Origin of the sequence: Acinetobacter sp. WU_MDCI_Abxc222 (assembly GCF_025514755.1) — a bacterium.
Taxonomy (GTDB): Bacteria; Pseudomonadota; Gammaproteobacteria; order Pseudomonadales; family Moraxellaceae; genus Acinetobacter; species Acinetobacter geminorum.
On record NZ_JAHPVG010000001.1, the window covers coordinates 234,405 to 247,832 of the forward strand.

At 38.3% G+C, this 13,428-nt stretch carries 13 protein-coding genes; 2 read left to right on the forward strand and 11 right to left on the reverse strand.

Annotation, left to right across the window (positions count from 1 at the left end; genetic code table 11):
* Positions 1-53 precede the first annotated feature (53 nt).
* From KTJ10_RS01115 to KTJ10_RS01125, 3 genes are read right to left on the reverse strand one after another with little or no spacing between them, the layout of a single operon-like run.
* Positions 54-836, reverse strand: a complete 783-nt coding sequence (locus tag KTJ10_RS01115) for a glutathione S-transferase N-terminal domain-containing protein (RefSeq protein ID WP_130119120.1) — start codon at positions 834-836, stop codon at positions 54-56.
* 21 nt (positions 837-857) lie between these two features.
* On the reverse strand, positions 858-1,364 hold the full coding sequence (rraA, locus tag KTJ10_RS01120; protein ID WP_060465720.1) for a ribonuclease E activity regulator RraA: 507 nt from the start codon (positions 1,362-1,364) through the stop codon (positions 858-860).
* 12 nt (positions 1,365-1,376) lie between these two features.
* Entirely contained in the window at positions 1,377-2,042 is a 666-nt protein-coding gene (locus tag KTJ10_RS01125) for an NAD(P)H-binding protein (protein ID WP_262441138.1), read from the reverse strand.
* Positions 2,043-2,254: 212 nt separating this feature from the next.
* Between KTJ10_RS01125 and rpsT the strand changes: the two genes are divergently transcribed.
* Positions 2,255-2,521 (forward strand): 30S ribosomal protein S20, encoded by a 267-nt coding sequence (gene rpsT / locus KTJ10_RS01130; RefSeq protein ID WP_002117906.1) that lies wholly within the window; start codon positions 2,255-2,257, stop codon positions 2,519-2,521.
* 56 nt (positions 2,522-2,577) lie between these two features.
* Here the strand turns inward: rpsT and KTJ10_RS01135 are convergent, their stop codons facing one another.
* Both KTJ10_RS01135 and KTJ10_RS01140 read right to left on the reverse strand, forming a co-directional pair.
* Entirely contained in the window at positions 2,578-3,312 is a 735-nt protein-coding gene (locus KTJ10_RS01135) for a histidine phosphatase family protein (RefSeq protein ID WP_262441139.1), read from the reverse strand.
* Between the two features lie 57 nt (positions 3,313-3,369).
* Positions 3,370-4,227 (reverse strand): 3'(2'),5'-bisphosphate nucleotidase CysQ, encoded by an 858-nt coding sequence (locus KTJ10_RS01140; protein WP_057084950.1) that lies wholly within the window; start codon positions 4,225-4,227, stop codon positions 3,370-3,372.
* 294 nt (positions 4,228-4,521) lie between these two features.
* On the opposite strand from KTJ10_RS01140, the gene KTJ10_RS01145 reads away from it, so the two are divergent.
* Positions 4,522-4,890 carry a hypothetical protein gene (locus KTJ10_RS01145; RefSeq protein WP_046811477.1) on the forward strand — a complete coding sequence of 123 codons (369 nt, stop codon included), beginning with the start codon at positions 4,522-4,524 and terminating at the stop codon, positions 4,888-4,890.
* Between the two features lie 58 nt (positions 4,891-4,948).
* Here the strand turns inward: KTJ10_RS01145 and KTJ10_RS01150 are convergent, their stop codons facing one another.
* From KTJ10_RS01150 to KTJ10_RS01175, 6 genes are all read right to left on the reverse strand, one after another.
* Complete coding sequence (locus KTJ10_RS01150) at positions 4,949-5,608, reverse strand: SOS response-associated peptidase (RefSeq protein ID WP_262441416.1); 660 nt, start codon at positions 5,606-5,608, stop codon at positions 4,949-4,951.
* A gap of 107 nt (positions 5,609-5,715) precedes the next feature.
* Positions 5,716-7,449 (reverse strand): ABC transporter ATP-binding protein, encoded by a 1,734-nt coding sequence (locus KTJ10_RS01155; protein ID WP_262441140.1) that lies wholly within the window; start codon positions 7,447-7,449, stop codon positions 5,716-5,718.
* 12 nt (positions 7,450-7,461) lie between these two features.
* Positions 7,462-8,604, reverse strand: coding sequence for an ABC transporter permease (locus tag KTJ10_RS01160; protein ID WP_262441141.1), 1,143 nt, complete (start codon positions 8,602-8,604; stop codon positions 7,462-7,464).
* A 7-nt stretch (positions 8,605-8,611) separates the two neighbouring features.
* Positions 8,612-9,550 (reverse strand): ABC transporter permease, encoded by a 939-nt coding sequence (locus KTJ10_RS01165; RefSeq protein ID WP_000881922.1) that lies wholly within the window; start codon positions 9,548-9,550, stop codon positions 8,612-8,614.
* Between the two features lie 12 nt (positions 9,551-9,562).
* On the reverse strand, positions 9,563-11,596 hold the full coding sequence (locus tag KTJ10_RS01170) for a M3 family metallopeptidase (protein WP_262441142.1): 2,034 nt from the start codon (positions 11,594-11,596) through the stop codon (positions 9,563-9,565).
* Entirely contained in the window at positions 11,597-13,420 is a 1,824-nt protein-coding gene (locus KTJ10_RS01175) for an ABC transporter substrate-binding protein (protein ID WP_262441143.1), read from the reverse strand. It abuts the gene before it with no gap.
* Between the last annotated feature and the right edge of the window lie 8 nt (positions 13,421-13,428).

Here is a 13,428-nt window from a genome sequence, read left to right on the forward strand (position 1 = left end):
GTTAATAAGAGTTTAATTAAAACGCCTTAAACTCTTACTCAAATTAACCTCAATCAACGTCCATATTGCTTTTTCAAATACTTTACGATTTGAGCAGACTCAAACATCTTCACTCCCGTATTTGGATCTACCAAATACGGCACCTGCATTTTATCCTGCATAATCGGTAATAGCTTTTCCCTTTTTCCACCTTCTAAAGGTATATATTTACCCGGTTTTAAGCGAAGAATAGCAGGTCCCATATCTTGCCATCTCTCTTTTGCCACATTATGCAAAATATATGGTAGCTCAAGTTCAGAGAGTAGACTTCTTACAATTCGTGAATACGGACTTGCTTCAAAACTCCATAACTCAAGTTTTTGTTCAGGTGAAGCTCTATTAACAATTTTTTTATTTATCCATATTCCACGAGCTCCATTTAATATAGTTCCTGCAACTGCAACATAAGGCATGTTTGGGTAACTCGAAAATTTCTGCGGTGTTTTCCCGGTCTTACCATAATGTTTAAATAAATGATGAATAATATCCTGTGATTCATATAGCTGATCGCCAGTATTTTCATCAATTAAAAATGGAAACTGTAATTTACCGCCTTTTTCTTTTACAACTGAACGATACTTTGTTCCACCTTTAGGACATGGATAAATTTCAACGTCCAGATTCAAAAGTGTAATCACTTCACGAACGCGACGACAAAATGGTGAACCTTCAAATTCATATAATTTCAAAGCCTTTACAGGTTGTTGTGGAAATGCTGTTCCTGAAACACCTCTCCCACCTTCAGCAATTGCAGATATAACTGCTTGAAGTACCTTAATTTGATGAATCACCATCATGCCTTCCTTTATATTAGAGAATTAAACTAATTTTTCTTTTGCTATCACAATCCCATTATTATCAGCATAGATAAAATCACCAGATTGAATTGTGACTCCACCAAAATACAAATTAATATCTACCTCACCAATGCCCTTACGATTACTTTTTTGCGGAATTGCAGCCAATGCATGTACTCCCAAATCTAAGGTCGCAATTGCATCAACATCTCGTACACAACCGTAAATCACTACACCATTCCAGTTGTTTTTAACTGCTGACTCAGCAATCAAATCACCCATAAGTGCACAGCGCATAGATGCACCACCATCAACAACTAATACTTTACCTGTACCATCTGTTGCCAATAACTCTTTTACACGTGAGTTATCTTCAAAGCACTTTACTGTTACAACCTGCCCCCCAAAAGTTTTACGTGCTCCATAACTTTGAAAGAACTTGCCATCCATTGATGGGATTACAACCTGTAAGTCTTTTTCAGGGTTATCATCTAATAAATCACATGTTACAAATGGTACTGTTGACACTTTAATACTCCCTTATCGAGTTTGTTGTATGCTCAGATTATCATATCGTTTAAAGGCTTCAATTTGCGTTAGCGCCGCTACGACCATCGTATGAGCCAATTGCTCCGCAGTTACTGGCTTATATTTGAATGGCTTTTGAAATTTATTCTCGATAAGTTTAAATAGACTTTGTCCTAAGTCTTCAATAAACCGTACATCGCTGCGTTTACCAATCAGTAAAGACGGTCTAAAAATTGATAGTTTTTCGAGTTCTAGACTCTCAATATAATCTTCTAATTGTCCTTTCACTTTATTATAGAAAATTGGAGAGTTTGCATTTGCTCCAAGGGCACTCACTAGCAATAGATGAATATGTTTATCTTGTATTAAATCTGCTAAATGAGCATTGATTTCATAATCCACAGCGTAAAAAGCCTGTTTTGAGCCTGCCAATTTTAATGTTGTTCCAAGACAGCTAAATGCATGGGTATGGCCACTCACATCTTCATCATTGAGTAATAAAAAATCCTCTATAATGAGTTGAGTAACTTTTTTATATGTATTAAGTAGTTGTGATTCTTTTCTTACCACAACAGTAATCGCTTCAAATTCTGTTGTTTGCTCAAGCTGTTCGACAAGCGCTAAACCCACAAGTCCCGTAGCACCTATCACAATTGCTTTTTTAGTACTTATAGTCATTTTTTATCCAACCCTCTTTAAGTTTGTATCAAATTTAACCTTTTCTTACCGTTTTAGCAGCCCCTAAAACCGCTTAAAATGCTCGCAAGGCTTGACTTCACGGTGTTGATTCATCACAATATGGCACTTGTTTACGGGCTGGTGATGGTTACACCAGTTTACTGAATTGACCACAGCCCGCCCAGACCAACTTATTTTCAAGGAGTGCAAGAGTGGCAAACTCTGCTCAAGCTAAAAAACGTGCGCGTCAAAACGTTACAGCGCGTAAACACAACGCAAGCTTGCGTTCTATGGTTCGTACCTACATCAAACGTACTTTAAGTGCAATCGCTGGTGGTGATTATGCTGTTGCTACAGAAGCTTACAAAAAAGCTGTTCCTGTAATCGACCGCATGGCTGATAAAGGCATCATCCACAAAAATAAAGCTGCTCGTCATAAGAGCCGTTTAAATGCTCAAGTTAAAGCGTTAGCTAACTAATTTGAACATGTAAAAAAAGCCCAATAGGGCTTTTTTTATTATCTATTGTTTTGAGCTTATAGCACTTTATGAAATTTAGCTACATTCAGCTCATAGGCATTTCCTCTCCAAATCCACTTTAATTTACAATTTGGAAACTCTTCACCTTCAAACCAGACAAATAATCCTTCCATCATTTCCGGCCAGTCTTCTTTCTTAATTTTATTCTCGCCAGAAATTACAGCAACAATTGCTGCAATAATCGTGTCATGACTCACGGCTAAACTAAGACCGCCTTTAGTTTTTGGATGAGTCCGGTAAATAAGCTCTAGTACATCTAAAACACCCGTAATGGGATGTTTCATACCAGGTAATGCATTATTTACAAAACTATTAATAAAACCTAAAGCACCCTGCTTTTTAAAATAAGGAGCAGCTTGTTGTATATCCAACACAAAGCTACCCGGTTCAACAAGTAGCCCTTGCTCAATAATTTCAATCGTATGAGTATTTGATTGAGGACTTACATCGTCAGCCCCTTCAATCATGAGTGCCGCCGTATCGACACAGCGTTGTATTGGACTTGAAATACAATGCTGAATAACACGATCTGTATTTTTGATTAAGTAATTACCCCATGCCTGCGCAAGCTCACGTCCTTGAGGAGTAAGTTGGAGATCATAACCAGCCAAGCCCTGCCCATCTACAAGTTCTCTTAAAGAATGGCGCGTAAATAAGGTTACAGGAGTTGAAGCATCGGGCAATAAATCAATTGCTTCAAACATACTTTTAGGCAATAAATCGAGTGCCATCTTTATCTTGTCATCTTTTTTCAATACTTTGCCACTATAACATGTCTGGCATAACTCTCAATCGATAACACCTGATTGGGCTAATGCTTCAAATGCTATTTTTTTGCTTTCCTGATCACGAAAAGCGATAAAGCCCTTATTTAAAACCGTGCTTCTTTGGTTATATTCAAAAGGTTTTCCATCAAGAGTAAGTAAACCACCGCCTATACTTTCTAACAGACCTTGACCAGAACTGGTATCCCATTCAGAAGTAGGATGAAAGCGTGGGTAAATATCAATTTCACCTTCTAACATCATACAAAACTTATAGGCACTCCCAGCTTCTCGTCGAATAATACGATGTTCTTTTTCAATAGGTTGAATAAATTTTTGGTATTTTGGATTTTTACTACCGTGACTAAGTCCTATTTGTATAGGTGCATCTAGCGAAGTTGAACTAACCTGATATTGATACCATTGTTGTTGGCTAAAGCTATATTTAAAAGGTAAATCTTGCAGATATCCTAAGTACACAACTTGTTCACATGGCACGGCAATAACGGAGAAAACTGTTTCTTTGCCGTTGATCAAGCTTAGATTGATCGTAAATTCATCACGTTCATGTATAAACTCTTTCGTACCATCAAGCGGATCTAACATCCAACAAGTAGACCAGTCATGACGGGCACTATAATCACTTTCTTCAGACAATACAGGCAACTCTGGAGTAATCTCTGCAAGATGCTTTAATAAAAATCTATTTACCTTTAGATCTGCTTGGGTTACAGGTGAATCATCTTGCTTTTCATGAATAGTAAACTCATAACCCGCTGAATAGTTTTGATATTCTTCTAGTAAAATCTGACTCGCCTGTTCCAAAATCGGCAGAAGTTGATTAATTAAATTATCTTGTGGGCGCGTAGTTGTTATAAACATAAATATGCTCTACATAGTTTCATTTCTATTATAGGTGAATTATGAACAATTCTATATTCGCCAACAGTTTGATTTACTAAAATAGTCATTTATCTTAATCATTAGGCCGTTGCTTTCAGCCTATACTATTTAGGTAATATGAATAATTTTAATATTTATAAAAGTCTTTATTCCGTACAAAAAACAATCTATAAGTTATGAAAAATAAACAACTTAAATCAAATTTATCCATTTCCTTTTCATATATTTCTTGGTATGTTCAAGGACACAATAACAAGATGGAAGAAAGTGCACATGATGCTATATGGATATCATTTCTCGACAATAGAACATAACTGGGAAGACCTTAAGCCCTTAAATGAGTTTCTACAAACATTTGCAGATGATGATGGTGATGTTTCAACACGAGATAAAGAATCTCTCAAAGAAATCATAGCGAAATCTGATACAGCTTTAGCTCTCGCTAGAGAAATGGGTTGGGATGGTAGTTATACAGGCTGTCCTTATCTATTCTGGTTACCAAACAAAAGTAGCCAGTCTTTTGAATATGGTTTTGTATTTAAACAGACCTCAGATAATACAACTTTTGTGATTTCACCCATTGAATTAAGTTATCTAGCTCAGGATTCTGAAGTACAAACATTAAGTAAGAATATTGAATAAACAGTATAGGTTGTTGATTCAGAGTTGATATCAATAACCTGAACTTATTTTAGATAGATTAGTCAAACATGTTTAACTGTGGTGTCGGTTTTATAACTTTTTCTTTTGGCACATGAGAACATTCAAATTCTTCAACCGGAAAGCCTTCTATAAAGCTGGAAATATCAGGTGATTCTAAACTTAACCACTCTTCTAGTCGATCATGTGGAATCACAATAACTGATCGTTTAACATCGCCTGGTTCGTGAAAGTCTTTCATCATGGGATGGTCTATGGCGTCCATAGTTAACATGCTTGCAGAACGTATAACCGTCTCATTAATTTTGCAAATTTCATAGATTGCTGCGATGAAAAAAGCCTGCCCATCTTTACGGCGAACACCCCATCGCTCAGGTTTATCATTTATATACTTACTTTCATAAAATTCGTTCACTGGAATCACACCGAATTTACATTTAAGTGCGGCTTCTTGAAAGCTAGGTTTTTGAAAAATAGTCTCATGACGGGCATTGTAGGTATGTTTTGCTATGTTTGTATCTTCAGCCCATTTAGGAACCAATCCAAATATCACTTCACGCCATTCAAACCCTTGTGATGATTTGAATAATAGTGGCATTGTTCCTGCAGGATAAACCTCTTCGGCATAGCTAAAGCCGACCACAGGCAACTGAAGTTGCTGTAATTGGGCAAGCGTTAAAGGTTTAAAATTAGCGCACATAACAAGAATAAAATACTCTACATTTACTTCTTTTATTTTATAAGCATTTACCACATAAACCAAATAAAAAGGCACTCGAAAGTGCCCTTAACGACATAACTTTACGCTTATGAAACGTGTTGAATCCCTTGAGGAATCGCCTGTAATAGTCGTTTAGTATAATCATGTTGAGGATGTGCATAGAGTTCATCTGAATTAGCTATTTCAACGACCTCGCCATGATTCATGACCATGACCTGATCAGAGATATATTTCACGACCGATAAATCATGTGAAATAAAGATATAACTAAGTCCAAACTCATCTTGTAAGTCTTGCAATAAATTAAGTACTTGTGCCTGAACTGAAACATCGAGCGCAGAAACAGATTCATCACAAATTAAAATTTCAGGCTTTAGCGTTAAACAGCGTGCAATGGCAATACGTTGACGTTGTCCACCTGAAAACTCATGTGGATATCGGTAGTAAGCTTGTTCAGGCAGATTGACTCGCTCAAGCAAACTAAGCGCAATTTGTTTGCGCTCAGTATCATCTTTACCAATCCCATGAATTTGCATAGGCTCTAATAAAATCTGCCCAATGGTAAAGCGTGGATTAAGAGACGCATAAGGATTTTGAAAGATGATCTGGATTTTCCGTTGATATTTAGCAAACTCTTTTTCAGTTAATGAAAGAATATCTTTACCTTCGATAAAAGCCTGCCCACCAGATGCCTGATGTAAGCGCATGAGTAATAGTCCAACAGTCGTTTTACCTGAACCTGACTCACCGACTAAACCCAAGGTTTTTCCTTTAGCAAGTTTAAAAGAAACTCCTTTAACGGCCTGAAACTCTTCTTTGCCAAATAGGCCTTTACGGCTATAAAAACTTTTTTTCAGATCTTTTACTTCTAAGATGATTTGCTCATCACCATTTAAACCACGTTTGCGCTCGGGAATTTCTGAAACGTCAAAACTTTGTTCGACCAATACATTATCTTCTTGACGCATAAAATCGCTCGTCACGGGCAATCGATAAGGTCGTTGTGACATTTGCGGGCGGCAATATAACAAAGCTCTCGTATATACATCTTTAGGCTGTTCAAGGACCTGATCAGCAGCACCTTGCTCTCTAATCTCGCCATGACGCATTACAATGACTTTATCTGCAATTTCACCAACCAATGCTAAATCGTGGGTAATAAAAAGCATCGACATTTGACGGCGCTTACGCAATGACTCGAGCAAATCAATAATTTGCTTTTGAATTGTGACATCAAGTGCAGTGGTAGGCTCATCAGCAATCAGCAGTTTAGGTTCACAAGCAATCGCCATAGCAATCATGACACGTTGCTGTTGACCACCCGAAAGTTGATTTGGATAAGCATCAATTTTAGTTTCAGGTGAAGGAATACCTACTTCTTTAAGCAACTCTAAAACACGTTGTCGAGCCTGTTTACGGCTCAACCCCATGTGTAAACACAAAACTTCTGCAATTTGATTGCCAACCGTAAAAACAGGATTTAATGATGACATCGGCTCCTGAAAAATCATGGCTATGTCTTTACCACAGATTTGTCGCATCTCTTTACGGGATAAGCTCAGTAAATCTTTTCCTTCAAATATAATTTTACTTTGCTCATCAATTTTGCTCTGACCGACAGGAAGTAATCCCATAGTTGCCAAAGAAGTAACCGATTTGCCGCTACCCGACTCGCCAACTAAAGCAACTGTGGTATTTGCTGGAATATCAAAGGAGATTCCTTTTACAGTTTCGATATACTTTTTGTCTTCACCTTTAAAGCTTACACGTAAATTTTCAATGTGAAGTAATGGCACATTCTTATTTTCTTGTTCTAACATTTGACCTTCCTCTTATTTTAGTTTTGGATCTAATGCATCACGAAGAGCATCAGTAAACATTGAGAATGCAGTAACTAAAACAGCCATTGCGACAGAGGCTGCTACAAGCTGCCACCATTTGCCTAAAAGAAGTTCACTTTGTGCCTCATTTAGCATGCTCCCCCAAGACACTACGCCTACTGGTACACCGAAGCCTAAGAAACTCAAAATGACTTCAGATTTAATAAAAGACACCACCAAAATTGACATCTGAACCAAAGCAATATGGCTTACATTCGGAAAAATATGAATGAACATACGACGGAAATGTCCAACACCAATTGCTTTAGCAGCCAGAACGTACTCACGTGCAGTGTGTTTCATATATTCGGCACGAATTAAACGATAAACACCCGTCCAGCCCGTTAAACCTAAAATCAGAACAATGGATAAAATGCCTTTTTGTTGAAGTACGGCAGCAATAGCGAGAACTAATAATAAATATGGAATTGAGGTAAAAATGTTATAAAACCAGTTGAGAATATCATCCACCCAACCACCGAAATATCCAGAAATTGCGCCTAAAAGTGTACCAATCCCTACTGCAAGTAAAGCCGATATCACCCCAACAATAATTGAAGTTTCAGCACCTTTAATAGTTTTCTTTAAAACGTCCTGTCCCCATTTATCAGCTCCAAAGACAAGGGTACTTTTAAGCTCTGCTTGCTGATCAAGTAAATGTCCGCCCAGTTGCTGATCGATAGCTTTCATATCATCGGCTAATGGGTCAACTACACCATAATAATCAATTGCACTTCCAGCACTCTTTTCTTGTTTAATTTCAGCCTTAAGCTTGTTAATTACATCTTTTAAAGGATCAACTGGGTTTTCTAGTAATTCCTCCTCAATTGCTGCTGAATTTTGTCCAGCTTCTGTTGTCTTATCAGCTCCTATAAATGTCGGTGGTGCATAACTGACTGCAACCTCTTTATTCCAGTCAGATGCAATCACACCAGTCATTGATAGAAGCAAGATAATAAAATAAAGCAATACAATCACTAGTGATGACATCGCGATCTTGTCTGCCCGAAGACGTCGCATGGCAAGTTTCCACAAACCAGATGAATGAGCTTCAGCTTTTGTTTGTTGTTTTCTTTTTGATAAAACGCTCAGCATAGCCCACCTACTTCAACTGTACACGTGGATCAACCACTTTGTAGACCAAATCGGCAATCAGGTTAAAAATCATAGTTGCAGCGGCGATGTAAACTGTAATTGCCTTAATAACAGGGAAATCACTGCGCTCAACTGCAATAATCACCTCTCGACCAATCCCGGGAATACCAAAAAAACGTTCAATTAAAAATGCGCCTATGAGCAATGCAGGTAAAGTTGACATCACGTCGGTAATAATGGGAATTGAAGCATTACGTAGTACATGTACACCTAAGATTCGGCTTTCACCCACACCTTTAGCACGTGCTGTTCGAACATAGTCCTGATTAATTTCATCAAGCACGAAACTACGATATAAACGTAAAGTCGGGGCAATACTCACCACCAGCATGATTAGAATTGGCAGTAAGGCAAACTTAAATAGATTATCAGTAAAGGTGTCGCTCCAGCCTTGTACAGGGAACCAACTTAGCTGATACGCAAGAACATATTGAAAAACGATAATGTAAACTAAGATGCTGATCGACATGCCGATAGTGCATAGCATCATGACCATGCGGTCAGTTAGAGATCCACGTACCGCAGCAACAGCCAATGCCAAAATAATTGAAATAACAGTCTGTAAAATAGTCAGTGGAATTAGAAGCGTGAGTGAGGGTCCTAATCGGGTTAAAATAATTTGAGAAACAGGTTCGCCAGTACTCCAACTTGCACCATAATCAAAAGTCAGTATTTGTTTAATGAAAATCCAGAGCTGAACGTAATAAGGTTGATCGACACCTAACTGCTTACGAATGTTTTCGATCTGCTCAGGATTAGACATCTTGCCCGCTAAAATATAGGCAGGATCTCCACCTACCCAGTTAAAAAGAATAAAAATAAGTAAGACTACCCCCAACATGGTTGGAATCATCTGCCATAAACGCCGAATAACATATGCCAGCATAGTGATAATTCCTTATTTAACCCGTTGTCCGGTAATTTCGTTAAAGAATGCTTTATTGTCAGGATCACGACCGAGGAAATCTTTAACTAATTCAGCCGCTGGTTTTTGGCTACCTTGTGACAAAATGGTTTGACGGTAACGCTGTCCAACTTGCGGATTATTAAGATTGTCCCCATAAGCAGAAAGCATGTCTAAAGCTAAAACCTCAGACCACATATAGCCGTAATAACCGGCTTGATATCCTCCCATCAAATGCCCAAACTGCCCCGGAAATTCGGTTGTTGGTACATAACCTAAAGCTGTAGCAGCTTCCATTTTTTGCCAATTTTCTAAAGGTTTTACTTTTAATGCATCAGCAGTATGCAATGACATATCGTACTGTGCATAAAGAGTTTGACGCGCATAACGCAAGCCACGACCATAGTTATGTACAGCTTTTAAACGGGCAATTAACTCATCGTTAACACGTGGGCAGGCTGGATCGCAATAATCGGCCACTTTAGATAAGGTTTCTTTACGGCGTGCCCACTCCTCATACATTTGAGATGGTGCCTCTACGAAATCACGTTCTACGGATGTTCCAGACTGACTCGCATAACGTGTATTTGACAAAATACCGTGTAGAGCATGACCAAACTCATGAACAAAAGTTTCAAGCTCATCGCTATTTAGCCCTTTACGATTAAAGTTCGTGACTAGTGCTGAAACTGGTAAGCGGTTGGTTAATGTACTACCACCATATACTCCCCAAACGGCAGCATGGCCATACTTCCCTTCACGAGGGAATTTATCCATATATAAGCCACCAAGAAGCTTTCCTGTTTTTTTGTCAACTACATCGTAATATTCAACTTCAACCTGCCATGCTTTAACTTTGGCAGGTTTAAAATCAATACCATAAAGGTCAGATGAAATGGCAAACAACCATTTTTGAGCAGCTAAAGTTGGAAAATAATCACGAAGTTTTTCCTGATCAATCTGATATTTGCTCTTACGAAGTTTTTCACTCCAATAAGCTTCACTCCAACGTGTTATCTCGGTTTTTTCTAATGGCGTTTTTAAAGTTTCTGCTTTAAATGCTCGGAGTTCTTCTACTTCTTTACGCTCTAGTGGTGCTACTGTTTTTTGTACTTCTGCCAAAAACTGATTTACAGCTTCGGGCGTTTTTGCCATGCGGTCTTTTAAAACCCAATCTGCATAACTTGCTTTTCCAAATAACTCTGCAAGCTCATAGCGCAAATCAATTGCCTGTTTAAGTAGTTTTAAATTTTGTTCAGTACCCCGTCGAGTAAAGGCAATTTGATATCTTTTTCGAGCATCATCATTATCTGCTAACTCCATAAAAGGACGATACTCTGGATACTCAAAACCTAATAAATAATTGCCTTTAGCATTTTTCTTTAATGCTGAAATATAACTTTGAGGTAAGCCTTTCATCTCTTCAGGAGTAAACTCAAGTTTCTCCGGATTATCACGGACGTTACGGGCATATTCTTGTTCGAGTTTAGTCAGCTCATCCAGAATAGCCTTCATTCTTGCACGCTTTACTGGCTCAAGTTGAACCCCTGTGTCTTCAAACTGATCTAAGATATCTTGACGGTATTTTTGGTCAATTGGGTCTGTTGCTTGTGTATTTTTAATTAAATTATATAGCTTCGGGTTCTGAAATATATCAGTGTGAAACTGATTAATTTTGATTTCACAGTCTTCTGCTGCTTTACGTAACTTTGCATCTGGGTCTACGTTACTATATAGACTTATAGGACCTGAGAAATCTTCAAAATGCGCAAAAATTTTATCCCACTTTGCCAATATAGGCGCCGCTGCTGCATTATCTTTAACAGGCGTTTTTTCAAAATTTGAAATCTCTTTCTGAATCTTTTTTAAATTCGCATCACACCATGCTGGAAGTTGTTGTGCTTTAAGTAATGGCAAAGTAGGACGTGTTGTCTCTGCCGTTGCAAATTGACTTATACCCATGGTCAACACACATAAGGTTGTCATTTTCAGTGCGTTATTTTTCATCGTATCTCCAATTTTTTTCATTTAATGATTAGATTTAGTATTTGTATCAATATCGAAATACATCCACTCTGCATGTAAAATTGGATGCTTCTTATATCCAATGATTTTTGGTTGAGCCAGCATATTCCGGTAGCGTGCATAAGAGATTTGGACAGGCATATACACTTCTAATAACCGTGTCATTTTTCGATAAAGTGCATCTCTCTCAGGACCTGCTTGCATTTGTTGCGTTTGGCGATACAACTGATCAAACTCTGGAATAGAACCACAAGACCAGTTCGTCATATGTGTATTAGGTCCATAAAAATTCTGCATAAAATTATCCCCATCTGGATAATCTGCTATCCATGCAGAAGACCCGAACATACCGTCGCATTGTTTTTGCGCACGAATTAGATCTGCAAAGAGCATGGGTTTAAAGACCATACGGATATTCAAGCTATCAAAATTTTTCTTCCAGAGCTCAGCGCTTTGCTGCCCAATACTGTCACTACGCGCCATATATTCAATGACCAGAGGTTTTCCGTCTGGTTGCGTACGCCAACCTGAGGCATCTTTTTTATAGTGATATCTATCTAATAGTAAATTTGCTGCTTTCACCGAATATGGAGTACTGGTTCTGTATTGAGGGTCATTACCCACTACACCTGGTGGAATTGGAAAATGTAGACGCTGTGCATCATCATTTCTTACTAGTTTAATTTCTTGATCTATCGAACGAGACATCGCAATCGCACGGCGTAAAGCAATTTTTTCTTTACTCATTCCGCCAACAACTGGATTTTTAAGATTCCAATAAATATAGCTAATTTCGGGGTCAACAATGCGAGATAACTGCACACCATCTTTAGCAAGTTCAGGTCTTAGTTTGCCGCCTTTAATCGCTTTTGCGACCAATTGACCTTCAAGCTGAAATATATCAACCTCACCACGCTGAAATGCTAGCCACCGCGATTGGTTTTCTTCCATTACCTGAATATCAATTGTGCCGATTTGAGGCATTTTTTTACCTTTAAGGCGTTTTACTATTGCCTGATCTTCAGGGCTGCTGGCAGTAAAGTTCCAAGTAAAGCCCCGATAATCAGGATTCGCTTTTAAAACAATACGCGATGCTGGTACCCACTTGCTCAGCACATAAGGACCTGTACCTACAGGATGGCCCATTACATAACCAGCTTTGTCTTTATACTTTTCGATGACTTCACGTGCCACCGCACCTGTCGGGTCATGGGCCAGTAATAAAGGAAAGTTATAGTCTGGTTTAACTAAACGAATCACCAAAGTGTATTTATCAGGTGTTTGTAAACCACTTACCTTTTGGTCATAGTTAAATTTTCCGGACTTATTGGCTGCTTTCACTAAAGCATCCATACCTTCAATTTTGTTTTCTAATAACCAGCTATTTGGAGAGCGCAGATTCGGGTCCAATAAACGCTTAAAAGAGTACGCATAATCATTGGCTGTTAATTCTCTAGGTTTGCCTTTAAAAACAGGGTCTGGTGTAAAATAAATTCCCTTCTTAATACGAATGGTATAGGTCAAACCATCGGCACTGACTTCTGGCATAGCGGTTGCTATTTGCGGAATAAGTTTTGCCGGCCTTGCTAAATAATCATAGGTATATAGAGTTTCAAATATCGATGTGGTTACATGCGCAGAATATAAATCATGGATATAAGCCGGGTCGAAACCTGTCTCAGCTGTTGGAAATACATAACGTAAAACTTTATTCGGATCGGCTGGGCTTTTCGCAAAAATACTTGTAGATCCCGTTAAGGCCATACTAGCGAATAGCAAGCCGATACTACAGTGCTTGAACTTTTGTATTAAATTTTCAGTCATCATGATCTTTA

Bases quoted from the DNA above. Each gene is read 5' to 3' on its own strand.
- KTJ10_RS01175 (WP_262441143.1), bottom strand. From the start codon at position 13,420: ATGATGACTGAAAATTTAATACAAAAGTTCAAGCACTGTAGTATCGGC.
- KTJ10_RS01155 (WP_262441140.1), bottom strand. From the start codon at position 7,449: ATGTTAGAACAAGAAAATAAGAATGTGCCATTACTTCACATTGAAAAT.
- KTJ10_RS01160 (WP_262441141.1), bottom strand. From the start codon at position 8,604: ATGCTGAGCGTTTTATCAAAAAGAAAACAACAAACAAAAGCTGAAGCT.
- KTJ10_RS01115 (WP_130119120.1), bottom strand. From the start codon at position 836: ATGATGGTGATTCATCAAATTAAGGTACTTCAAGCAGTTATATCTGCA.
- KTJ10_RS01150 (WP_262441416.1), bottom strand. From the start codon at position 5,608: ATGTGCGCTAATTTTAAACCTTTAACGCTTGCCCAATTACAGCAACTT.
- KTJ10_RS01165 (WP_000881922.1), bottom strand. From the start codon at position 9,550: ATGCTGGCATATGTTATTCGGCGTTTATGGCAGATGATTCCAACCATG.
- KTJ10_RS01140 (WP_057084950.1), bottom strand. From the start codon at position 4,227: ATGTTTATAACAACTACGCGCCCACAAGATAATTTAATTAATCAACTT.
- KTJ10_RS01125 (WP_262441138.1), bottom strand. From the start codon at position 2,042: ATGACTATAAGTACTAAAAAAGCAATTGTGATAGGTGCTACGGGACTT.
- KTJ10_RS01145 (WP_046811477.1), top strand. From the start codon at position 4,522: ATGATGCTATATGGATATCATTTCTCGACAATAGAACATAACTGGGAA.
- KTJ10_RS01170 (WP_262441142.1), bottom strand. From the start codon at position 11,596: ATGAAAAAAATTGGAGATACGATGAAAAATAACGCACTGAAAATGACA.
- KTJ10_RS01135 (WP_262441139.1), bottom strand. From the start codon at position 3,312: ATGGCACTCGATTTATTGCCTAAAAGTATGTTTGAAGCAATTGATTTA.